Annotated in this window: 26 protein-coding genes and 1 pseudogene; 18 read left to right on the top strand and 9 right to left on the bottom strand. The window is 63.9% G+C overall.

The genetic code is table 11. The features are described from left to right. Positions 1-150 carry a hypothetical protein gene (locus ABD884_RS17590; RefSeq protein WP_345048573.1) on the bottom strand — a complete coding sequence of 50 codons (150 nt, stop codon included), beginning with the start codon at positions 148-150 and terminating at the stop codon, positions 1-3. An 84-nt stretch (positions 151-234) separates the two neighbouring features. Between ABD884_RS17590 and ABD884_RS17585 the strand changes: the two are divergent. Beyond that, a pseudogene (locus ABD884_RS17585) lies at positions 235-1,469 on the top strand (IS110 family RNA-guided transposase). Positions 1,470-1,518: 49 nt separating this feature from the next. Here ABD884_RS17585 and ABD884_RS17580 read toward each other — a convergent pair. Beyond that, positions 1,519-2,100 carry a recombinase family protein gene (locus ABD884_RS17580; RefSeq protein WP_345048625.1) on the bottom strand — a complete coding sequence of 194 codons (582 nt, stop codon included), beginning with the start codon at positions 2,098-2,100 and terminating at the stop codon, positions 1,519-1,521. A gap of 269 nt (positions 2,101-2,369) precedes the next feature. After that, the gene (locus tag ABD884_RS17575) at positions 2,370-2,591 is read right to left on the bottom strand and encodes a three-helix bundle dimerization domain-containing protein (protein ID WP_345048622.1); all 222 of its coding nucleotides are present in this window, start codon (positions 2,589-2,591) and stop codon (positions 2,370-2,372) included. A 281-nt stretch (positions 2,592-2,872) separates the two neighbouring features. Here ABD884_RS17575 and arsD point away from each other — a divergent pair, with 281 nt between their 5' ends. Both arsD and arsA read left to right on the top strand, forming a co-directional pair. Beyond that, positions 2,873-3,265, top strand: coding sequence for an arsenite efflux transporter metallochaperone ArsD (arsD, locus tag ABD884_RS17570; RefSeq protein ID WP_345048620.1), 393 nt, complete (start codon positions 2,873-2,875; stop codon positions 3,263-3,265). Positions 3,266-3,273: 8 nt separating this feature from the next. Next, on the top strand, positions 3,274-5,037 hold the full coding sequence (arsA, locus tag ABD884_RS17565) for an arsenical pump-driving ATPase (RefSeq protein ID WP_345048616.1): 1,764 nt from the start codon (positions 3,274-3,276) through the stop codon (positions 5,035-5,037). A 49-nt stretch (positions 5,038-5,086) separates the two neighbouring features. Here arsA and ABD884_RS17560 read toward each other — a convergent pair whose 3' ends face one another. The 4 genes from ABD884_RS17560 to ABD884_RS17545 all read right to left on the bottom strand — a co-directional run bounded on the left by ABD884_RS17560 (position 5,087) and on the right by ABD884_RS17545 (position 7,109). Beyond that, complete coding sequence (locus tag ABD884_RS17560; RefSeq protein ID WP_345048612.1) at positions 5,087-5,320, bottom strand: hypothetical protein; 234 nt, start codon at positions 5,318-5,320, stop codon at positions 5,087-5,089. A 74-nt stretch (positions 5,321-5,394) separates the two neighbouring features. Continuing rightward, on the bottom strand, positions 5,395-5,919 hold the full coding sequence (locus ABD884_RS17555) for a GNAT family N-acetyltransferase (RefSeq protein ID WP_345048610.1): 525 nt from the start codon (positions 5,917-5,919) through the stop codon (positions 5,395-5,397). Then, positions 5,916-6,266 (bottom strand): ArsR/SmtB family transcription factor, encoded by a 351-nt coding sequence (locus tag ABD884_RS17550; protein ID WP_345048607.1) that lies wholly within the window; start codon positions 6,264-6,266, stop codon positions 5,916-5,918. The genes ABD884_RS17555 and ABD884_RS17550 overlap by 4 nt, the downstream gene beginning before the upstream one ends. A 102-nt stretch (positions 6,267-6,368) precedes the next feature. Next, the gene (locus tag ABD884_RS17545) at positions 6,369-7,109 is read right to left on the bottom strand and encodes an aquaporin (RefSeq protein WP_345048604.1); all 741 of its coding nucleotides are present in this window, start codon (positions 7,107-7,109) and stop codon (positions 6,369-6,371) included. Positions 7,110-7,154: 45 nt separating this feature from the next. Here ABD884_RS17545 and ABD884_RS17540 point away from each other — a divergent pair, with 45 nt between their 5' ends. From ABD884_RS17540 to ABD884_RS17500, 9 genes are all read left to right on the top strand, one after another. Beyond that, a complete protein-coding gene (locus ABD884_RS17540) occupies positions 7,155-7,829 on the top strand; it encodes an arsenate reductase/protein-tyrosine-phosphatase family protein (RefSeq protein ID WP_345048602.1) in 675 nt (224 codons plus the stop codon). A 150-nt stretch (positions 7,830-7,979) separates the two neighbouring features. Then, the gene (locus ABD884_RS17535) at positions 7,980-8,402 is read left to right on the top strand and encodes an arsenate reductase ArsC (RefSeq protein WP_345048598.1); all 423 of its coding nucleotides are present in this window, start codon (positions 7,980-7,982) and stop codon (positions 8,400-8,402) included. 9 nt (positions 8,403-8,411) lie between these two features. After that, positions 8,412-9,386 carry a thioredoxin-disulfide reductase gene (gene trxB, locus ABD884_RS17530; RefSeq protein ID WP_345048594.1) on the top strand — a complete coding sequence of 325 codons (975 nt, stop codon included), beginning with the start codon at positions 8,412-8,414 and terminating at the stop codon, positions 9,384-9,386. A 169-nt stretch (positions 9,387-9,555) separates the two neighbouring features. Next, complete coding sequence (locus ABD884_RS17525; protein WP_345048591.1) at positions 9,556-10,941, top strand: FAD-dependent oxidoreductase; 1,386 nt, start codon at positions 9,556-9,558, stop codon at positions 10,939-10,941. 45 nt (positions 10,942-10,986) lie between these two features. Next, positions 10,987-11,664 (top strand): arsenate reductase ArsC, encoded by a 678-nt coding sequence (locus tag ABD884_RS17520; RefSeq protein ID WP_345048588.1) that lies wholly within the window; start codon positions 10,987-10,989, stop codon positions 11,662-11,664. Continuing rightward, positions 11,661-12,083, top strand: coding sequence for an arsenate-mycothiol transferase ArsC (locus ABD884_RS17515; protein ID WP_345048586.1), 423 nt, complete (start codon positions 11,661-11,663; stop codon positions 12,081-12,083). Before ABD884_RS17520 ends, ABD884_RS17515 begins: the two co-directional genes overlap by 4 nt. 3 nt (positions 12,084-12,086) lie before the next feature. Continuing rightward, complete coding sequence (locus tag ABD884_RS17510; protein WP_345048583.1) at positions 12,087-12,767, top strand: MFS transporter; 681 nt, start codon at positions 12,087-12,089, stop codon at positions 12,765-12,767. Further along, positions 12,728-13,288 carry an MFS transporter gene (locus tag ABD884_RS17505; protein WP_345048580.1) on the top strand — a complete coding sequence of 187 codons (561 nt, stop codon included), beginning with the start codon at positions 12,728-12,730 and terminating at the stop codon, positions 13,286-13,288. The genes ABD884_RS17510 and ABD884_RS17505 overlap by 40 nt, the downstream gene beginning before the upstream one ends. Next, on the top strand, positions 13,278-13,874 hold the full coding sequence (locus tag ABD884_RS17500; protein WP_345048577.1) for a universal stress protein: 597 nt from the start codon (positions 13,278-13,280) through the stop codon (positions 13,872-13,874). Before ABD884_RS17505 ends, ABD884_RS17500 begins: the two co-directional genes overlap by 11 nt. Positions 13,875-13,882: 8 nt before the next feature. Here ABD884_RS17500 and ABD884_RS17495 read toward each other — a convergent pair whose 3' ends face one another. Beyond that, entirely contained in the window at positions 13,883-15,118 is a 1,236-nt protein-coding gene (locus ABD884_RS17495; RefSeq protein WP_345054997.1) for an IS110 family RNA-guided transposase, read from the bottom strand. 84 nt (positions 15,119-15,202) lie between these two features. Here ABD884_RS17495 and ABD884_RS17490 point away from each other — a divergent pair, with 84 nt between their 5' ends. The 3 genes from ABD884_RS17490 to ABD884_RS17480 all read left to right on the top strand — a co-directional run bounded on the left by ABD884_RS17490 (position 15,203) and on the right by ABD884_RS17480 (position 17,155). Beyond that, the gene (locus tag ABD884_RS17490) at positions 15,203-15,352 is read left to right on the top strand and encodes a hypothetical protein (RefSeq protein ID WP_345048573.1); all 150 of its coding nucleotides are present in this window, start codon (positions 15,203-15,205) and stop codon (positions 15,350-15,352) included. Between the two features lie 231 nt (positions 15,353-15,583). Next, a complete protein-coding gene (locus ABD884_RS17485) occupies positions 15,584-16,669 on the top strand; it encodes a Fic family protein (protein WP_345048571.1) in 1,086 nt (361 codons plus the stop codon). 132 nt (positions 16,670-16,801) lie between these two features. Beyond that, positions 16,802-17,155, top strand: a complete 354-nt coding sequence (locus ABD884_RS17480) for a GNAT family N-acetyltransferase (RefSeq protein WP_345048568.1) — start codon at positions 16,802-16,804, stop codon at positions 17,153-17,155. Between the two features lie 48 nt (positions 17,156-17,203). On the opposite strand, the gene ABD884_RS17475 is transcribed toward ABD884_RS17480, so the two are convergent. Further along, positions 17,204-17,959: an ArsR/SmtB family transcription factor gene (locus tag ABD884_RS17475; RefSeq protein ID WP_345054994.1), complete on the bottom strand. Its 756-nt coding sequence runs from the start codon at positions 17,957-17,959 to the stop codon at positions 17,204-17,206. A gap of 171 nt (positions 17,960-18,130) precedes the next feature. Here ABD884_RS17475 and ABD884_RS17470 point away from each other — a divergent pair, with 171 nt between their 5' ends. The 3 genes from ABD884_RS17470 (at position 18,131) to ABD884_RS17460 (ending at position 20,771) form a co-directional block, all read left to right on the top strand. Further along, positions 18,131-18,832, top strand: coding sequence for an SDR family oxidoreductase (locus ABD884_RS17470; protein ID WP_345048565.1), 702 nt, complete (start codon positions 18,131-18,133; stop codon positions 18,830-18,832). 123 nt (positions 18,833-18,955) lie between these two features. Beyond that, positions 18,956-19,270 (top strand): carboxymuconolactone decarboxylase family protein, encoded by a 315-nt coding sequence (locus ABD884_RS17465; protein WP_345048562.1) that lies wholly within the window; start codon positions 18,956-18,958, stop codon positions 19,268-19,270. 265 nt (positions 19,271-19,535) lie between these two features. Further along, the gene (locus ABD884_RS17460) at positions 19,536-20,771 is read left to right on the top strand and encodes an SGNH/GDSL hydrolase family protein (RefSeq protein ID WP_345048559.1); all 1,236 of its coding nucleotides are present in this window, start codon (positions 19,536-19,538) and stop codon (positions 20,769-20,771) included. The last annotated feature ends 221 nt before the right edge of the window (positions 20,772-20,992 follow it).

The following is a 20,992-nucleotide window of genomic DNA, read 5'->3' as shown; positions in this document are numbered from 1 at the left end:
TTAGAGGGTGTAGCTCGAAGGCGCGGACGGCTGCATGATGTTAACGTCTGCTGCGGTGAACGCCGTGACTTCTTGGTGCCGTAGTTGAGCCCGCTTTTCAGCGTGGTGTGGAGGGCTTCCACGGGAACCGTGGATTGTTGCTTCGAGCACGAGTGCTAGATTCCTGATTTGCTCCCTGCCCTCCCCGCGGCAGTCACATGGCCCTATCCCTTCAATTCAGAAAGTGCCACGGCAATGGACATCGTCCATGAGCGGTCCGTCGGGATGGATATATCCAAACGCGACGCAAAAGTCTGTATCAGGGTCCCGGGCAAGCGCCGGGGCCAGTTCACTTCGACAATCACCACCTGGGGCTCCACCACCAACCAGATTCTTGAGTTACGGAGGTTTTTGGAAGGACAGAACGTCACTGTCGTGGTGATGGAGGCGACCAGCGATTACTGGAAGCCGTTCTACTATCTGCTCGAGGAGTCCCTCCCGGTCATGCTGGTCAACGCCAGACATGCGAGGAACCTGCCCGGGCGCAAGACAGATGTTTCCGACTCGGCATGGCTGGCGCAGCTTGGCGCACACGGGCTGTTGCGGGCCTCGTTCGTTCCGCCCGGCCCTGTCCGCGAACTGCGGGATCTGACGCGTGCCCGTGCCGTCACCGTCCAAGACCGGACCCGGGAGCTCCAGCGCCTGGAGAAGTTCCTCGAGAGCACAGGAATCAAGCTTTCTGGCATGGTCAGTGAACTCACCGGGGTATCGTCCCGGGCGATGCTCGAGGCATTGATCCGTGGGGAACGGGATCCGCAGGTGCTCGCGCAGTTTGCCCGGGCCAGCATGAGGTCAAAGATCCCGGCATTAGCCGAAGCGCTCACCGGCATGTTTGGCAAGCACCATGCCTTTATGGTCCGGCTGCATCTGGACCGCATCGATCAGCTTGCCCGGACTATCACCGTGCTGACGGAGCAGATCGACACGGTCATGGAGCCCTTTCGAGCGGCCCGGGAAGCACTGACCACGATCCCTGGCGTCTCGACGCTCGTCGCTGACGTGATCATCGCCGAGACAGGTGGCGACATGAGCGTATTTCCAACGGCCGCGCACTTAGCGTCATGGGCCGGTGTCTGCCCGGGATCCAACGAATCCGCCGGCAGGATCAAATCAACAAGAATCATGCCTGGCAACAAACATCTCAAGGGCGCACTGGGCATCGCAGCGATGTCCGCGTCACGCGGCAAAAACACCTACCTCAGCGTCAAATACAAACGGGTCGCCTTCCGGCGCGGCCGGGTCAAAGCCATCGTCGCCATCGAACACGTCATCCTGACCGCGACCTGGCACATGCTCGCGAACGGTGAGGTTTACACGGATCCCGGCGCGGGCTTCTACCTGAAGCGGGAACCAGAACAGACCAAAACAGGGCCATCCGGCAACTCCAAACCCTCGGTTACGATGTCAGCCTCACACCGGCAGGTGCATGACCGAGCGTCTATTTTCGTACTAGAAGTCGCCTGCACCAAACAGCAGCGACTATTGCGTCGAAGGCCCCGTCGCGCCTGCTGCCGGGACCCACCGGTAGAGCGTCGGGACGGAGACGCCGAGGCTCGTGGCCACTTCCCGGGGCGGTGTTCCCTGGTTGAGTAGTTTGCGGGCTGAGCGGATCTTGGCTTGCGTCATGATGCGTTTGCGGCCGCCGACCCGTCCCTGTTCGCGCGCCGCCAGCAGCCCGGCTTGGGTGCGTTCGACCATGAGCTCCCGTTCCATCTGGGCCAGGGATGCCATCACGTTGAAGAAAAAGCGCCCGGAGGCCGTGGTGGTATCGATCGCGTCGGTGAGGCTGACGAAGCCTACGCCGCGGTTGTTTAGGCCGCCGGCGAAGTCCAGGAGGTCTTTCACGCTCCGGCCCAGGCGGTCTAGCTTCCACACCACCAGGGTGTCACCGTCGCGCAGGGTGTCCAGCGCCTGGTCGAGTCCGGGGCGGTGAGACTTGGTGCCGCTGATCGTGTCTTCGTAGATTTTGTCGCAGCCGGCCTTCTTCAGGGCGTCGATCTGCAAGCCCAGGTTCTGTTCCCGGGTGGAGACTCGGGCGTAGCCGATTCGGTGTGCGGTCATGGGTGTTCTCTTCTCAAAACTCAGTCCGGTGCGTTGGTTCGACTGTACCGTTTTGAGAACTATTTGTGAGAACGACCGGCTCTGGGGTCGGGTTTTCGTCCCAACGGCGGTTTTCCGCAGAAAGATGCCCGTTTGCAACAGCTCGCTGCGAACACCACGATTCTCAAATCAACCTGTTCTTGAAATCCTTCGTTTTTGAGAATCACAGTGTCGGGGGGGCGGTGCGGTTGGATGAGCAGGGGCGAGTCGCCAATATCCGCGGGAAGACTTCAGGGTTCGTCTACGGGCCGGGCGGCGGACTCCCGGTTGATTCTGTTCCATGCCCCGCGTTCGATCAGAGTGGGGATATAGGTCCGGATGCGGCCAGAAGCCAGTTGGTCATACTCTTCCGCCACGGCTCTGGCGACCAAGGTGCGGGAAGCGTCCGGGTGCCGGGCGATAATCCGGGCTGTGACGGCCTCGATGGTGTCCTGCTTTTCCGCGTCGTCCATGAAGTCAGTGTGACGCCGGCCGGCGGAGGCGTCTATCAGCTCGTTGACAACGATGTGTATGGCACGGAGCGTCGCCCGCGTAGCGAACCGACCCTTCTTCGAAAACTGTCGACCGTCGTCAACGTCACCTCTCCCACTCTTTTGTGTATCGATGATTGTCAATATACTGAGAAGAGAGTCGCAATCACGCTGGTGACGTCCGTGCCGGATGACCACCTGAATGAGTGGGGCTCCGTGTTTCGGTATCGAATCGAACCACCCCGAAAGCCGAGGAGAACAACATGCCTGCTATCCGAATTTACGAATCCGCCCTCTGCTGCGACACCGGGGTCTGCGGTCCTGACGTGGACCAGTCCCTGGTGGATGTAACCGCGGATGTGCGCCACCTCCAGACCCTCGGAGCCGACATTGCGCGCCACAACCTCGCCAGCGAACCTACTGCTTTCGCGGAGGACGAAACGGTCCGTGGATTCATGCATCTGGTCGGCTCCAAGGGCCTTCCGCTCACTATCGTCGACGGAGTTACGGTCGCCACCGGAACCTACCCCAGCAGGGGGCAGCTGCTGACGTTCGCCGGACTGGACGAAGCCGCTGTTGAACCGCAGTCCCGCCCGGAACTTGGCCTGAGCGAAAAGGCCGGCGGCTGCTGCGGCGGCTCAGCGAGCTGCGGCTAGGCCCCGGCGTGAAGTTTCTTCAGAGCGCGCCCCGGTTCCTGTTCTTCACCGGCAAGGGCGGTGTAGGCAAGACCTCAGTGGCGTGCGCAACAGCGCTCACCCTCGCCAAGTCCGGTAAGAAGGTCTTGCTGGTCAGCACTGACCCCGCATCCAATGTCGGGCAGGTCTTTGGCGTGACCATCGGGAACACCGTCACGCCCATCCAGGACGCGCCTGGTCTTTCAGCCTTGGAGATTGATCCGGAGCAGGCCGCCGAGGCATACCGGGAGAGGATCATCGCCCCCGTCCGCGGTCTCCTGCCCGAGTCTGAGCTGGCCGGCATCGCTGAGAGTCTCTCGGGCTCCTGCACCACGGAGATCGCCTCGTTCGATGAGTTCACCAACCTGCTCGCCGACGACAGTTCCTATGGGGAGTATGACCACATCGTCTTCGACACCGCCCCGACGGGCCACACCATCCGGCTTCTTCAGCTGCCCGGTTCGTGGACCGATTTCCTGGCCGCCGGCAAGGGGGACCCGTCCTGCCTGGGCCCGTTGTCAGGACTGGAGAAGCACAAGCAGGTGTACGCCAAAGCAGTCCAGGCACTGACGGACCCGACGAGGACCCGGCTTGTCCTGGTCAGCCGCGCGCAGACCTCGTCGCTGAGCGAAATTGAGCGGACCTATCTCGAACTCAACCAGATCGGTATCGGCGGCGGTTACGTCGTCGTCAACGGCGTCCTCCCGCCCGCCGCCGGCGATGAGGATCTGGCACAGGCATTGCGGGCCCGGGAGGCTGCCGCCATCGCGGCCATTCCCGAGGCGGTCGCCTCACTTCCGCGCGACAAGTTGGATCTGAAGCCGGGCAACATGGTCGGCATTCCGGCACTCGAGTCACTGTTCGCGGCCACTTCCGGCGCCGACATCACTGATGACGCCGCGGCGGTCCCCGAAGTTGAGGACGCCCCGCTTGCGGCCCTGGTGAACGAAGTGGAGCTCGACGGCCATGGCCTCGTGATGTGCATGGGCAAGGGCGGGGTCGGGAAGACCACCGTCGCTGCCGCCATCGCGGTCGCCCTGGCCAAACGCGGACATGCGGTGCACCTTACCACGACCGATCCCGCAGCGCACCTCACCGAAACACTCCATGGTTCCATCCCAGGCCTGACGGTCTCCCGCATCGATCCTGAAGCGGCCATCGAGGAATATCGAAGCCACGTGATGGAGACCAAGGGCCGGAACCTGGACGATGACGGGCGCGCGGCCCTCGCCGAGGACCTGTTGTCCCCGTGCACCGACGAGGTGGCCGTGTTCCGGCAGTTCTCCAAGGTGGTCCAGGAGTCCCGCCGGCACTTCGTGGTGATCGATACGGCACCGACCGGGCATACGCTGCTGCTCCTGGACGCCACGGGGTCGTACCACCGGGAGATCGCCCGCCAGGTCGGCGACACCATGGGGTTCGTGACGCCCCTGATGCGGCTGCAGGACCCGGCCCAGACCAAGGTCGTTCTCGTCACGCTGGCCGAAACGACGCCCGTGCTCGAAGCCGAAGAACTGCAGGGTGACCTGAAGAGGGCCGGAATCCATCCGTGGGCCTGGGTCATCAACAACTCGATCGCCGCCGCGCACCCGCAGACGCCGTTCCTGCAGGCCCGCGCCGCGAGCGAAATCGAACAGATCACGAAGGTACACACCCTGACGGACCGAGTCGCGCTCATTCCGCTGCTGCCCGAAGAACCCACCGGTGAAGAGAAACTGTCGGCCCTGACCGCACTCAGCGCCCAGCCCGCCTGAGGGCGATGCAGCCCCCGCCGACGTGTGGCGGGGGCTGCGACGCGTTCGGCTAGCCGCCCTGGCGCTCAGCCAGCAGGGCTTCGATGTCCCGGACAGCGGCTTCCAGTCTGGCGATCGTGTCGCGTTGGATCGACCGCAGGTACTCGGCATCCGACTCGCCGTCCTGCACCCAGTCCTCGTCGCCCGGTGAGTCCATTGCCTGGCGCGTGTTGGTGGTTGCCGTCCTGATGTTCTCCAGCATCGCGCGCAACCGGTCCTCGGTGGTGGGAGTTTCGGCATTCATGGTGTCCTCCTTGGTTGCGGCCGCGGCGTCAGCTCCCAGGGACGACCTTCGCCGCCGCGCTGGCAACGCAAGAACTAAAGGACCCGCGTGCGCCGTTCGATCAGCACGGTGTCCATCCATTGGCCGGCAGCAGGGCCGTGGGCCATCCGGGCAATCTTTTCCCGCCGTCCCACCACCCTGAAGCCGTGGGCAAGGTGGAGTCTCATGCTCGGCTCGTTCTCCGGAAAAACGCTCGCCTGGATGGTCCAGATGCCCCCGCTTTCCGTCGAGTCGACCAACGCCTGAAGCAGGAGTGTTCCTATCCGCCGGCCGCGGGCTGCCCCGGAAACGTAGATGGAGTGTTCCACGACGCCGGAGTACACCGGTCGGCCGGAAACGGCGGAAACCGCTGCCCAGCCAAGAATCCCGCCGGTGGACGCCTCGGCCACAAGGCGGTGGGAAGCAAGCCGCGAATCGTCGAAACGGCGCCAGTCCGGTGCCTCGGCTTCGAACGTGGCCTGACCGGTCGCGATTCCCTCATGGTAGATCCGCCGGACCTCGGGCCAGTCGGATTCCCGCAACGGCCGGACAATGACGTCAGGCGCCGAACTCTGATTCACAGGGACGCCAGCAGGCCGGCCGTCTGCTCCAGGGCGCCCGGAACGAGGGAGTAGTAGGCCCACGTGCCGCGCTTCTCGCGATGCAGCAGCCCGGCGTCAACCAGGATCTTCAAGTGATGGGACACGGTCGGCTGGCCCAGGCCCAGCGGCTCGGTGAGATCGCAGACGCAGGATTCGCCGGAGGCTTCGGCCTTGACGATGGAGAGCAGACGCAGCCGGTTCGGATCAGCGAGGGCCTTAAAGACCAAGGCCTTCTGCTTCGCCTCTTCAGCGCCCAGGGCAGGCGTTCCCGCCGGGGCGCAGCAGGATTCATCCGTGGCCGGTTCGAGGATAGAGAGCGAGTTCATATACCCATTATGCCTCGATATTGACAGTCATCAATATAAAGCCGTACCGGGCCATGTTCGGGCGCGGGCGCAGATGGTTGCTCCTCCAGCCGCTGGCTGATGCTACGAGTTGGCCGGTTCTGAGCTGTGAGGGAGGACGACGTCATCCGCGGTCTTGGCCGCGGAGGGGAACAAGACGAGGAGTAGGCCCACGCCTACGGCCGCGCCGATCAGTTGCGCTACCACGAAGCCGGGAACGGACGCCGGGGCGATGCCGGCGAAGGTGTCAGTGAAGATGCGGCCGATTGTAACGGCGGGGTTCGCGAACGACGTCGAGGACGTGAACCAGTACGCGGCGCCGATGTAGGCGCCCACCGCGGGAGCCGCGAGGACGCCCCGGTTGGTGGCGGCCAGGGCAAAGATCAGCAGAACGAGACCTGCGGTGGCGACGACCTCGCCGAGGAGATGCCCGGTGGTTGCCCGGTCCTTGGTCGAAATGGAGGTGCCCACGTCAAACATGGCGTTCGCCGCAACGCTGCCGCTGATTGCACCCACGGTCTGCGCAACGATGTAGGTGCCAAGTTCCGGCAGGGTCAGTCCGGCGCCGCTGCGCCGGCCCAGGATCCAGTCCACGAGGGAGACCACGGGGTTGAAGTGCGCGCCGCTCACGGGACCGAATACGAGGATCAGGACCGTCAGACCCAGCACCGTGGCGGTGCTGTTCTGGAGCAACTGCAGGCCGACGTCGTTGGGGGAAAGCTGCGCGGCAGCGATCCCGGAGCCGACGACGATCATCACGAGCAAACTGGTGCCGAGCAGCTCGGCGACGGCACGGCGCCACAGCGGCGGTTGTTGAGAAGTCATGCCAACAGCTTGACTCAAGATATTTACTCAGTCAAAATTGAACCAATGAATACTGGCCCAGTTGAAGTCTTTCGGGCGCGGGTCGCCAAGCACGCGGCCCTCGCGGATCCCGCGCGGTTGCGCATCGTGGACCTGCTGACCCTGGGAGACCTTTCCCCCACGGAGCTGCAGGCCGAACTCGGGATGCCGTCAAACCTGCTCTCCCACCACCTGCGGGCGCTGGAAGGCGCGGGTCTGACCACCCGGCACCGCTCGGAGGCGGATAAGCGCCGCAGCTACATCCGGCTCACCGCCGGGGCACTGGAAGGCCTGGTGCCCGGGGCTGAACAGGGCGCCCGCCGCGTCCTCTTCGTCTGCACCCGGAACAGCGCCCGGTCCCAATTGGCCGTCGCACTCTGGAACCAGGTCAGCGAAATCCCCTCGACCTCGGCAGGGACGCACCCCGCGGACCGCATCGCCCCAGGCGCCATCGAGGTCGCCCGCCGCCACGGTGTCGCCCTCGCGGACCTTCCCCCGCGCAGGCTGGATGAAGTGGCGGACCATGAAGATTTCGTGGTGACCGTGTGCGATAACGCCCACGAGGAAATCCCCCACCTCAGCGGGATCCACTGGTCCGTTCCGGATCCGCTCCGGCTGAACACCGAGGACGCCTTCGAAGGCGCCTTCGCTGACATCGCCCGCCGCATCAGCGACCTCGCACCCCGCCTGCACGCCGCCTAAAACCCAACAACCCGCTCATATTGACAAGTATCGATCTACTGTTCGATACTGCATACATCGACAAGCATCAATGTCTCGTCGGTAAAGCGGTGCGGGGACAACGACCCAATGAAATCCGATCCACACCCAACTGATCCCAGGAGAAAACCCGTGAGCACCGAAACCGCCAAGAAGCCCTCCGTCCTGTTCGTCTGCGTCCACAACGCCGGCCGTTCCCAGATGGCCGCCGCCTTCCTGACCACCCTGTCCCAGGGCGGCATCGAGGTCCGCTCGGCCGGTTCCCAGCCTGCGGACAAGGTCAACCCGGCCGCCGTGGAGGCAATGGCGGAACTTGGCATCGACATGTCCGCCGAGATCCCGAAGGTCCTCACCACCGAGGCCGTGAAGGAATCGGACGTGGTGATCACCATGGGTTGCGGCGACACCTGCCCGATCTTCCCGGGTAAGCGCTACGAGGACTGGGAACTCGAAGACCCCGCCGGTCAGGGCGTTGACGCCGTCCGGCCCATCCGCGACGACATCAAGACGCGCATCGAATCCCTGATTTCTGAACTCCTTCCCGTCGGAAAGTAGGAGACAGCCATGCCTAAGCAGCTCGTCATTATCGGCTCCGGCCCCGCCGGCTACACCGCCGCGATCTACGCCGCCCGCGCAGGGCTTAAGCCGCTGGTCATCGCCGGGGCCGTCACCGCGGGGGGCGCCCTGATGAACACCACTGAAGTGGAAAACTTCCCCGGCTTCCCGGAAGGCGTCCAGGGACCGGAGCTGATGGACGGGCTCCAGCAGCAGGCCGAACGCTTCGGTGCGGAGATTATCTTTGACGATGTCACCGAGGTCGACCTTGCCGGCCACATTAAGCGCGTGACAACCGCCGGCAGGGAGACGTTCGAGGCTAACGCGGTCATCCTCGCCACCGGGTCCGCCTACAAGGAGCTCGGGCTGCCCGAGGAGAAGAAACTCAGCGGGCACGGCCTCTCCTGGTGCGCCACCTGCGACGGCTTCTTCTTCCGCGACCAAGACATCATCGTCGTCGGCGGCGGCGACTCCGCCATGGAGGAAGCAACCTTCCTGACCCGCTTCGCCAGGACCGTGACCGTGGTCGTCCGCAAGGGCGAACTGCGGGCCTCACGCATCATGGCGCAGCGCGCCAAGGACAACCCCAAAATCAGCTTCGCCTGGAACTCCGCCATCACCAAGATCCACGGCGACGGCAAGGTCACCGGCGTCACCCTGACCGACACCCGCACCGGCGAAACCCGCGAACAGGCCACCACCGGCATCTTCGTCGCAATCGGACACGTCCCGCGCACCGAGCTGCTGCATGGCCAGGTTGAGCTCGACGCCGAGGGCTACATCAAGGTCGACGCGCCCACCACCGTCACCAACCTGACCGGCGTCTTCGCGTGCGGGGACGCCGTGGACCACCGCTACCGCCAGGCCATCACCGCCGCCGGCACCGGCTGCGCCGCCGCCCTCGACGCCGAACGCTACCTCGCCGCGCTCGACGACGCGGACAGCATCGCCACCGCCCTGGTGGAAGAACGCACCCACGCCTGACCTGAGAACGGAGAGGGGGTGAGCTGAATGACGACAGGATGCTGCAGCGACGGTTGCTGCGACCACGATCAGGACTGCTGCTAACACCCTCCCGCCTGCCGGCCCCGCAAGGGACCGGCAGGCACCTCCTAACAAAACCGCCACACCTACGGATGAAACAGAGGACACCATGGATTCAGCGAAGAACCTCCCCGTTGCCGTGATCGGCGCCGGCCCCGTGGGCTTGGCCGCCGCGGCCCACCTGATCGAACGCGGCATCGAACCGCTGATCCTCGAGGCCGGGCCGACCCCGGCCGCGGCCATCGAGCAGTGGCGCCACATCCGGCTGTTCTCCCCGTGGCAGTACAACACCGACGCCGCCGCCGTCCGCCTGCTCGCCGCGACCGGCTGGGTGTCGCCTGAGCCGACGGCGCTGCCGACCGGTGGGGACCTCATCGACCAGTACCTCACCCCGCTGGCTGCACTGCCCGCGATCGCGTCCCGCCTGCACACCGGCGCCCGCGTCATCGCGGTAACCCGCCTCGGGATGGACAAGACCCACAGCCGGAACCGTGCCACCACCCCCTTCGTGGTCCGGGTCGAACACACCGACGGCGATGTCCGCGACTACCAGGCCGCCGCCGTCATCGACGCCTCCGGCACCTGGTCCACGCGCAACACGCTCGGAACCTCCGGCCTGCCCGCCGTCGGCGAAGCAGAGGCGGCCAAGAGGATTTCCTCACCGCTGCCGGACGTCCTGGGCCGCGACCGTGAGACGTTCGGGGGCCGCACAGCACTTGTTGTCGGCGCGGGCCACTCGGCCGCCAACACGCTGCTCAACCTCGCCGAGCTCGCAGCCCAGGTGCCCGGGACGAAGATCGCCTGGGCGATCCGTGGATCCTCCGCTGCCAAGGTCTATGGCGGTGGCGACAGCGATGGGCTTGCCGCCCGCGGCCAGCTCGGCAGCCGGCTCCGCAGCCTCGTCGAGTCCGGCGCCGTGGAACTCCACACCGGCTTCGGGATCGCCTCCCTCGCAGCGTCCGACGGAGCCGTCACCCTGACTTCCACGGACGGCCGCAGCCTCGAGGCCGACGTCGTCGTTCCGGCCGCCGGGTTCCGTCCCGACCTGGACATCCTCCGGGAACTCCGGCTGGAACTGGACCCGGGCGTCGAGGCCCCGCGTGCCCTCGGCCCGCTGATCGACCCCGAATTCCACTCCTGCGGCACCGTCGAGCCGCACGGAGCCAAGATGCTCGCCCACCCCGAGCAGGACTTCTACATCGTCGGCATGAAGTCCTACGGCCGGGCCCCGACCTTCCTGCTCGCCACCGGCTACGAGCAGGTCCGCTCCGTCGCCGCCGCCCTGGCCGGGGACCGGGAAGCGGCCGAGACCGTCCAGCTCGAACTCCCCGAGACCGGTGTCTGCTCCTCGGACATCGGCACCAGCTGCGAAGTTCCCGCGGCCGTACCCGCAGGGTTTGTGGCCGAAACCTCCGGCGGCTGCTGCGGAGTCCGCGAACCGGTCCTCGTCGGGTTCCCCACCGGGCTGGCCCACGGCCGCTCCGGCGAAAACTGACCACGTTCACCTGGCTTCGTCCACTGACCACATTGGAGTGCTGACATGACTGACCACCCTGAACACGGCCTGGGCCTGCAGGACAACACCGAACTCCTGCACCGGATCAGCGCGCGGCTGGCCGACCGGTTCGCCGGCATCTTTGCCGCAGAGACGGTCGAACGCTACGTCTTCGAGTCCTACACCGCCCTGGCCCGGACCGCGAAGATCAAAACGCACCTGCCCTCCACCACCGAGCACTTCGCCAACGACCGGCTCAACGCCCTGGCCAAATCCAAGGGCGCCGTCACCAGCGATGTCCCGGAGGTGCTGTTCGTCTGCGTGCAGAATGCCGGCCGCTCCCAGATGGCCGCAGCACTCCTGAATGTCGAGGCCAAGGGCAGGATCCGAGTCCGGTCCGCCGGCTCCCTGCCGGCCGCCGAGCTGGACCCCGCCGTCGTCGCGGCGATGTCCGAAATGGGCCTGGACCTGACCAGGGACTACCCCAAACCCCTCACCGACGACGTCGTGCGCGCCTCGGACGTGGTGATCACGATGGGGTGCGGGGACTCCTGCCCGATCTACCCCGGCAAACGCTACGAAGACTGGGAACTGGCAGATCCGGCCGGCCTTCCCGTGGCGGCCGTGCGGATCATCCGGGACGAGATCCACGACCGGGTGAAGGCACTCGCCGCATCACTGCTCCACAACCCCAGCTCAGACAAGGAAGAATCCAACGCATGAACGAGACCACGAAAACACCCGGAGTCCTGTTCGTCTGCAGCAAGAACGGCGGAAAATCCCAGCTCGCCGCGGGACTGATGAATCAGCTCGCAAACGGGGCCGTCACCGTCTACTCCGCCGGAACCAAACCCGGGAAGTCACTGAACCCCCAGGCCGTGGATTCCCTGGCAGAACTTGGCATCGACATCACCGGCGAGCACCCCAAACCCGTTACCGACGAAGTACTGGATGCGGTCGACGTCGTGATCGTCCTGGGCAACGAGGCAAAAGTCGAAGCCCCCGAAGGCAAGCGGCTCGAGGTCTGGGATACGGACGAGCCCTCCGAGCGCGGCATCGAAGGCATGGAACGCATGCGCCTGGTCCGGGATGACATCAAGGCCCGGGTCCAGAAGCTGCATGCGGAGCTCACCGGGAACTAGACCGTGCCTGCCCCGGCGCTATCCCGGACATTGGTCGCGGAGGGTGCACCGCGCGGCGGACTCGCCGCGCTGTGCATCACCCAGACGACCGGGTGGGGCGTGCTCTACTACGCATTGATCGCGGCGGTCCGCCCCGTCAGCGAGGACACCGGCTGGGACCCGGCGCTCGTGACAGGAGCCTTTTCGGCCGGGCTGCTGGTCTCCGCGGCGGCCGGCATCTTCGTGGGCAGGATCCTCGACCGGACCGGCCCGCGCATGCTGATGATCGGCGGATCCCTCGTCGGAATACTGGCTCTGGTCATGGTGGCGACGGCTCCAACTCTGCCAGTGTTCTTTGCGGCCTGGCTGGTCGCCGGCGCAGCGCAGGCCGCCGTGCTGTACCAACCGGCCTTCACGGTGGTCAGCCGCTGGTACGGACCCGCCCGCATCCGACCCTTGACCATCCTGACCCTCGTCGCCGGGTTCGCATCCACCATCTTCGCCCCACTCACCGCCGCCCTGACGTCGGCGATCGGCTGGCGAGGCGCCTTCATCGTCCTCGCCGGGCTCATGGGACTCATCACCCTGCCCCTGCACGCCCGATACCTGAACCGGAAGTGGGCCCCGGCAGCCCCGCGACAGACCACCGGGCGATGGTGCGGGCCGTGCGGCGAAGCCCGGAATTCCTCGGCCTGCAGCCGCTGATGGTCCTGCTCTGCCTCGGCCTCTACACCGTGACGCTGAACATCATCCCCCTGCTGATGGAAAAAGGTTCCGACTACACCACAGCCGCGGTCGGGCTCGGACTCATCGGAGCCGGACAAGTCGGCGGCCGCCTGCTGTTCGGCGGCATCCCGCCCGGCGCCCAGCTGCCGGTCGTTGCAGGGACGGCTGCCTGCGCCGTCCTTCTATTGGCGGCCCTGCCCGGCCCGGTCCCGCTGCTGATCTCGGCCGGAATGCTCGCCGGGGCGGTCCGCGGGTGCCAGACCCTGCTGCAGGCCACGATCGTAGGCGACCGGTGGGGAAGCCAGAACCTGGGCACCCTGCAAGGCATCTTCGTGGCCCCGCTGACAGCGATTACCGCCCTCGCGCCGGCAGTCGGCCCGGTAATCGCAGCCTGGCTCGGCACCTACACCGCCATGACCTACGCCATGGCGGTCGCCACCGGGACCGCCGCATTCATCGCCGTCGTCGCGCGCCTCTCCAGAGGTTCCCATGCCGGATGAAGGATGGCCGGACGGCCCAATCGTGCTCGGAGTCGGGTGGACGTTTTCCCAGCACCTGATCCGCACCGCCGCGACCCTCGCGGTAGCCCTGGGACAGCATCTCGTCTGCGCCTTCGTGGATCCAGCCAGTTACCTGACGGAATGGGAACCGGAGGGCCAACGGACAGCGCTTTCACTGGACCCGATCGTCAATGAAGAGGCCGAATTTCCATCCCGGCAACTGCAACGAAAGCTGGAATCCATTCTCGGACAGGCCGGAGAGACGTGGTCCTTCCGCGTGCTGAACGGCGACGTCCCCAAGGCCCTCAGCCGCCTGGCAGAGAACACAGATGCCTCCCTGCTCGTTGTCGGCGCCGACCGGCCAGGGCCCCTGGCACGATTGGACAGGTTCCTCGAAGGATCCGTTTCCGGGTCCCTGATCCGAAGTCAGCACCGCCCGGTCCTCGTTGTCCCCGACAACAGGGGGGATAATCGGGCGGTCGAGATTCGGCCCAAAATCCCTCGTCTGACCTACGGGACCTCCAGCGAGGTGCCAGTGCAGAGGACTTCTGACATCCGGTGCAGACGGCTTCTAGTACGAAAATAGACGCTCGGTCATGCACCTGCCGGTGTGAGGCTGACATCGTAACCGAGGGTTTGGAGTTGCCGGATGGCCCTGTTTTTGGTCTGTTCTGGTTCCCGCTTCAGGTAGAAGCCCGCGCCGGGATCCGTGTAAACCTCACCGTTCGCGAGCATGTGCCAGGTCGCGGTCAGGATGACGTGTTCGATGGCGACGATGGCTTTGACCCGGCCGCGCCGGAAGGCGACCCGTTTGTATTTGACGCTGAGGTAGGTGTTTTTGCCGCGTGACGCGGACATCGCTGCGATGCCCAGTGCGCCCTTGAGATGTTTGTTGCCAGGCATGATTCTTGTTGATTTGATCCTGCCGGCGGATTCGTTGGATCCCGGGCAGACACCGGCCCATGACGCTAAGTGCGCGGCCGTTGGAAATACGCTCATGTCGCCACCTGTCTCGGCGATGATCACGTCAGCGACGAGCGTCGAGACGCCAGGGATCGTGGTCAGTGCTTCCCGGGCCGCTCGAAAGGGCTCCATGACCGTGTCGATCTGCTCCGTCAGCACGGTGATAGTCCGGGCAAGCTGATCGATGCGGTCCAGATGCAGCCGGACCATAAAGGCATGGTGCTTGCCAAACATGCCGGTGAGCGCTTCGGCTAGTGCCGGGATCTTTGACCTCATGCTGGCCCGGGCAAACTGCGCGAGCACCTGCGGATCCCGTTCCCCACGGATCAATGCCTCGAGCATCGCCCGGGACGATACCCCGGTGAGTTCACTGACCATGCCAGAAAGCTTGATTCCTGTGCTCTCGAGGAACTTCTCCAGGCGCTGGAGCTCCCGGGTCCGGTCTTGGACGGTGACGGCACGGGCACGCGTCAGATCCCGCAGTTCGCGGACAGGGCCGGGCGGAACGAACGAGGCCCGCAACAGCCCGTGTGCGCCAAGCTGCGCCAGCCATGCCGAGTCGGAAACATCTGTCTTGCGCCCGGGCAGGTTCCTCGCATGTCTGGCGTTGACCAGCATGACCGGGAGGGACTCCTCGAGCAGATAGTAGAACGGCTTCCAGTAATCGCTGGTCGCCTCCATCACCACGACAGTGACGTTCTGTCCTTCCAAAAACCTCCGTAACTCAAGAATCTGGTTGGTGGTGGAGCCCCAGGTGGTGATTGTCGAAGTGAACTGGCCCCGGCGCTTGCCCGGGACCCTGATACAGACTTTTGCGTCGCGTTTGGATATATCCATCCCGACGGACCGCTCATGGACGATGTCCATTGCCGTGGCACTTTCTGAATTGAAGGGATAGGGCCATGTGACTGCCGCGGGGAGGGCAGGGAGCAAATCAGGAATCTAGCACTCGTGCTCGAAGCAACAATCCACGGTTCCCGTGGAAGCCCTCCACACCACGCTGAAAAGCGGGCTCAACTACGGCACCAAGAAGTCACGGCGTTCACCGCAGCAGACGTTAACATCATGCAGCCGTCCGCGCCTTCGAGCTACACCCTCTAAGCCGACCGCCCCCTATTTTCGACCCCCCACGGCGCGGCAGCGCCCCTGGACCGCTGAAAATGACAATCCGCCCTCCTCGCGGAGAGTGTGGATGATTCTCGATACCTGCATTGGGATGAATTGCGTTACAAGCAGCCTCCGCCGGGTTGGACGCTGAACGAATGGTGGCTAGCTCTCAAGCTGCGGCGCACCCTCCAGCCAAGGGTTGTTGAACTCAACGATCAAAACGGGGTGCCCTTCTGGTTTTCGATGACCGACACCCTGCTTCAGGGATCCGAGGAAATCGCGCGGCGCGCGAGTGGAAGCATCAAGTCCCAGGAACATGTTGTGGGTTCCAAGGGACGCAATGAATACATCGCAAAGTCCCTTGTTGAGGAGGCGATAACCTCCAGTCAGTTGGAGGGGGCTTCAACGCCACGGCGGGTTGCCAAAGAGCTGCTGGAATCGGGCAGGGAGCCTGAAGACAAATCCGAAATCATGATCGTGAACAACTATGTGGCGATGCAGCGCATCCGGGACGCGGCACAATCTCCTTTGACTCCGGAATTCGTCCTCGAACTACACCGGTTCCTTACCGAGGACACTTTGGAGGATCCCGCCGATGCCGGACGGCTTGAGACGCCGGATCATACACGAGTCGCTGTCTGGGACAATGACGTCAAGCTCCATGCCCCTCCGCCCGCCGTTCAGCTTCCCGAGCGCCTGGCTGCACTTTGCCGTTTCGCAAATGGCGGTAGCGGTTCGGCGTACATTCCCCCCGTGGTTCGCGCCGTCGTCGTCCACTTCATGGTGGGTTATGACCACTATTTTGCCGACGGAAACGGCCGAACCGCCCGCGCGCTCTTCTATTGGACGATGCTCAACCAGGGCTATTGGCTCAGTGAATATGTGACCATCTCGAAAATACTCAAGACGGCGCCATCTGCCTATGCGCATGCATACCTGTACACGGAAGATGATGAAGGCGATCTCACTTATTTCATCCACTATCAACTCGACGTGTTCATTCGCGCCCTCAATGAACTCGATCAGTATTTGGCAGCGAAAGCTGAAGAGATGCTTGAAGTGCGAACGGCACTTGACTCCGGTATCGATCTCAATCGTCGCCAGATCGATGTTTTGGAGCACTTGGTGCGCGACGGGGATAAAGCCGTTACCGTTCGTTCCGACGCCGCGAGGAATCGTGTCTCGGATGAAACGGCCAGGGCGGACCTGAACGATCTCGTAAGCCGCGGGTATCTTCACAAGAGCCGTGTAAGCAAGGCGTTCGTCTGGAAGGCCCCTCCGCAGCTGGCGGCGAAACTTGCGAGGAAATAGGTTCCGCCAAGTTTTCTCCAAGTCCAAATTTGGACTTGGAGAAAACTTGGAGTTACCCGACAAGGTGGCAGCGGAACAAGGTCCCGCCTCCGAGGTTAAGGTTGGTCAGAGAACCCCATCAAGGAGCTAACGATGACTGATGCCACCTTCCGCCACAACGTTGACCGCGAGCGTTTTGAAGTGCTGGCTGACGGCGGCGTGATCGGCAAGGCCGCGTACAAGACGTACGACGACGGCGGGTCCCCGCAGCGGATCTTCTACCACACCGTGATCAACGAGGAGTACGGCGGACAAGGTCTTGCCGGCAGGCTCGCCCAGGTGGCTCTGAGTGAAACGGTGAGTGAAGGACTGCGGATTGTGCCGGTGTGCCCTTTCATTCAGGCGTTTCTCACCAAGCACCCGGAATACGCCGCGAACACGACGTCCCCGACACCCGCGCACCTGGATTACCTCAATGCGGCTCTCGCCCCGGCCGCCAAGGCCTGACGGACCGCCGGTTCCTGGCAGGCCGCCCGGGCGCGCCGCCGTCGACCCTTAGGAGTACATCAGCGAGCCCGGAGTGGTGAGGACCTCACCTGTCTCAAGCCACGTCTTCAGGCCGGAGAGGATCATCGGCCAACCGCCGTAGATCTGGTCGTTGCCGCCTTCGCGCAAGTCGCTGTGGGTGACGGTGAGGTGGCAGGAATCGCCCACGGGTTCGATCTCCCAGGTGACGCGTGACGTGCCCTCGGCCTTGACGTCCTCGCCCCAGAGCGCGCGCATGGTCTGGACAAGCCGGCGCGGGGGATCGACCTCCACATTTTCGCCTTCGCCGAGGACCATTCCGTTGGCTTTGGGGTTGTGCATTTCGTAGTGACCGCCGGGTGTCCAGTCCGCGACGTGGGTGTTGCCGAACTGGTATTTGCTGCGGATGTTGCTGTCCGTGATGGCTTCCCACAGCCGCTCCGGGGTGGTCTTGATGTAGATTTCGAAGATTTTTTCCACGGGATTTTCCAATCTGGTTTTGAGGTCGCTCAATGCAGCGGCCCATGGTTCTGCATATTTGCTCACCCAGCGGTCGTGGACGAGCCTGATGGGTACCGGATTCAGGAAATGGAGCTTCTCGCGACCACGACGGCGGGTCACAACCAGTCCGGCGTCCTCAAGGATCTTGAGGTGCTTCATGATCCCGAAGCGGGTCATGTCGAACCGAGCTTCAAGAGCGCTCAGCGTCTGGCCGTCCTCGCGGAAGAGCTCATCGAGCAGGTCCCGGCGGGTGGGGTCGGAGAGTGCCTTGAAGACGGCGTCCATAGATCCAGAATAGGTGACCATTTAGTCACATGTCAATGGATTTGAGGCCGCCCCGTGGAAAACAGGTAATAGCGGTCCCTGCCTCGTTCAGCCGTGCGTTTCTACGATGGGAATGTAGCCAAAACTCTCACTGAAAAAGGGACAGAACCATGAGTACTGGAGCAGGCCGGGTTGCCGTCATCCGGCGCGTCGTCAGGAATCGGGGCCGCCACGGCGCGGGCCCTGGCTGTCAATGGGTACAGGGTAGCGTTGCTCGCACGGAGGGTTGACCGGATTCAGGCGCTGGCGGATGAGCTCGGGGATGGCGCCCTTGCCGTTGAAGCGGATGTCACCGACCGCGCTTCCCTGGTCGCGGCTGCGGAACGGGTCAAGGCGGAATTCGGCGGAACCGATATTTTGGTGAATAACGCCGGAATGATGTTGCTGGGTCCGTTCTCCACGGAGCAGAAGGACGACTACCGCCAGATGATCGAAGTGAACCTCATCGGGGCGATCACCGCGACGGAAATCTTCCTGGACCAGCTCCGCGACGGTGGCGGCGACCTGGTGAACATCTCGTCTGTCGCCGGGAGGACAGCCCGTCCCGGCAATGGCGTGTACGCCGCGACCAAGTGGGGGATCAACGGCTGGTCGGAATCGCTCCGGCAAGAACTTCAGCCAGGGATCCGCGTGACCGTCATCGAGCCGGGGGCGGTTGCCACGGAGCTGCCGAGCCACATCACGCACGAGCAGACCCGGGCCGGCGCCGAGGCGCTGTACAGCCAAGTGGTTGTCACAGCCGAAGACATCGCAGAGGTCATCGCGTTCGCTGTGACCCGCCCGCGGCACCTCACCATCAACGAGATCTTGTTGCGCCCCGCAGGCCAGGCCTGAATCGGGACCGCCCCGGCTCCCGGTCGTGGGAAGGGCTCCAACCGCTCAACAGCTGGTTTCCTACCGAGACACCGAAACAGCGCAAGACATAGTGCATTCCCCAACATCTACAAGGAGAACGACATGACCGAACAATCCCGCGCCCAGCAACTCGTTGGGGATATCGCGCCCAAATTGGCCTCGCTCACGGACGACGTCCTCTTCGCAGACGTCTGGGAACGACTCGAGTTGGCCAAACGCGATCGGAGCCTCATCACCGTTGCCTGCCTGGTCACGAGCGGCAGCACCGAACAGCTGGTAGGGCACTTGCGCTTGGCGAAGGCGAATGGGCTGAGCGAGGTCGAACTCAGCGAGGCGATCACGCATCTGGCCTTCTACGCGGGCTGGCCAAAGGCTATGTCCGCGACGGCGATCGCCAAGCAGGTTTTTGCCGAGTAGCGGCGCCATCCCTGGCGCGCGTCAGCCATCGACGACGGCGGGCGTCCCGCCGCGGGCGGCCCCACCTTTGATGGGTTCGCTCTACTTTACTGGCCGGTAACTAGACCGTAGACTCGCCCCCAAGCCGTCCGCTGGATTCGATCCGCAGGGCGGTTCCGTTCGGATCAGACTTTTTCCTGCTGATTACGGCGTCGGGCTGGAGGCGGCCGGGTGCCGGCAACCTGTCCATCGCAGCATTTGCCGCGGGCAGGAAAAAGGATGACCAATGAAATTATTCCGTGTACCAGCGCTATTGGCCGATCGGCGCTGGATTTTTGGCAAAGGGGCGCTCGGCGCATCGCTGGCCCTCGGCGTTGTTTTGTCCGGGTTGACCGCCGGCCCTGTTCAGGCGGCCCTTCCCGCCGGAGACTCGTGGGTGGTGAGTGTCGGGGACTCCTATATTTCGGGCGAGGCTGGCCGCTGGGCAGGCAACTCGAGTGACCCGGCGCAGACTGACGCGTTGGGCGGTGCCGCCTATCTCGACGCCGGTAACACAGAGAGAATTGCCGGCTGCCACCGCTCGTCGTCGGCGGAGATCAGGATCGGACAGGCCAATGCACTCAACCTGTCCTGCTCCGCGGCCGGGACCGCGACGGCGTGGAACGCCTTCGGAAAGTTCAAGCCCGGACTGGATTTTTATGACGACGGCGCCGGGAACCTCGGACAGGCTCTGGCCTTGCAGACCTTCGCCTCGGCTAACCGGGTGAAAATGGTGGCTGTATCCATCGGCGGGAACGATCTCGGTTTCCCGGAAATCATCGCAACCTGCGTCTCCATGTTCCTGACCAGCCCTTCGCGGTTTCCGAGCCACTGCAAGGACTCCGCCGCGGTGGCCGGTAACTTCTCTGCGAGCAACCGGGCAGCCGTGGCGTCGCGGATAGGCACCGCGCTGGCCAATGTCGCCAAAGCCATGACCAATGCGGGCTACTCCGCAGGTGACTACGGCCTGGTGGTTCAGAACTACGTTTCACCGCTGCCCCGTAGCACGAATATTTCCTACCCGGAGGGCGGATTCAGCCGTCAAAGCATGTACGGCTGCGGATTCTGGAACGCTGACCTTGACTGGGCCACCGGGACTGCCCTGCCTGCCATCAACTCCACCATTGCCTCCGGCATCGCAGCGTCCAAAGTGGCCAATGTGCAAACGGTTGATGTGTCCACCCTCTTCAGCGGCCACGAACTGTGCGCCTCCACTACAGAGAAGCTCAACAACACCCCGTTGGCCGGCTGGCGAGCCCCGGGTGCAGTCGACGTCAGTGAGTGGATCAGTGAAGTCCGGACGGCGAGCGCCATATTCAGCGACTACTACATCCAGGAATCACTGCACCCCAATTACTGGGGTCAGCTGGCGCTGCGGAGTTGCCTCCGGCAAATCTACAACGACGGCGATGTCCGCTCAGGGAGCTGCACCGCCGGGACCGGGCTGACGGCTGCAGGCGAACCCGTGGTCACCCTCAGTTGATATGCCCGATCTGCACTCGGGTCCGTCGCCCCGGGGGATGCAGTCGCGAGCCTACCGAATGACAAATGTTGTGCCGAAAAATTGACCGATCTGTAAATATGCGCGACAAGTGTTGTTATTTAACTACTTTGTAAGATACATTTATGTCACCAACCAAGGCGGCCGATTTCCGGCTGTTTTGAAACAACAAGGAGCTGATTAGGATCGAAGCCATCATTTCA

The sequence above is a fragment of the Arthrobacter methylotrophus genome, assembly GCF_039539965.1.
GTDB lineage: Bacteria > Actinomycetota > Actinomycetes > Actinomycetales > Micrococcaceae > Arthrobacter > Arthrobacter methylotrophus.
Note: the sequence above shows the minus strand (reverse complement) of the source record. Positions and strands in the feature narration are given on the sequence as shown.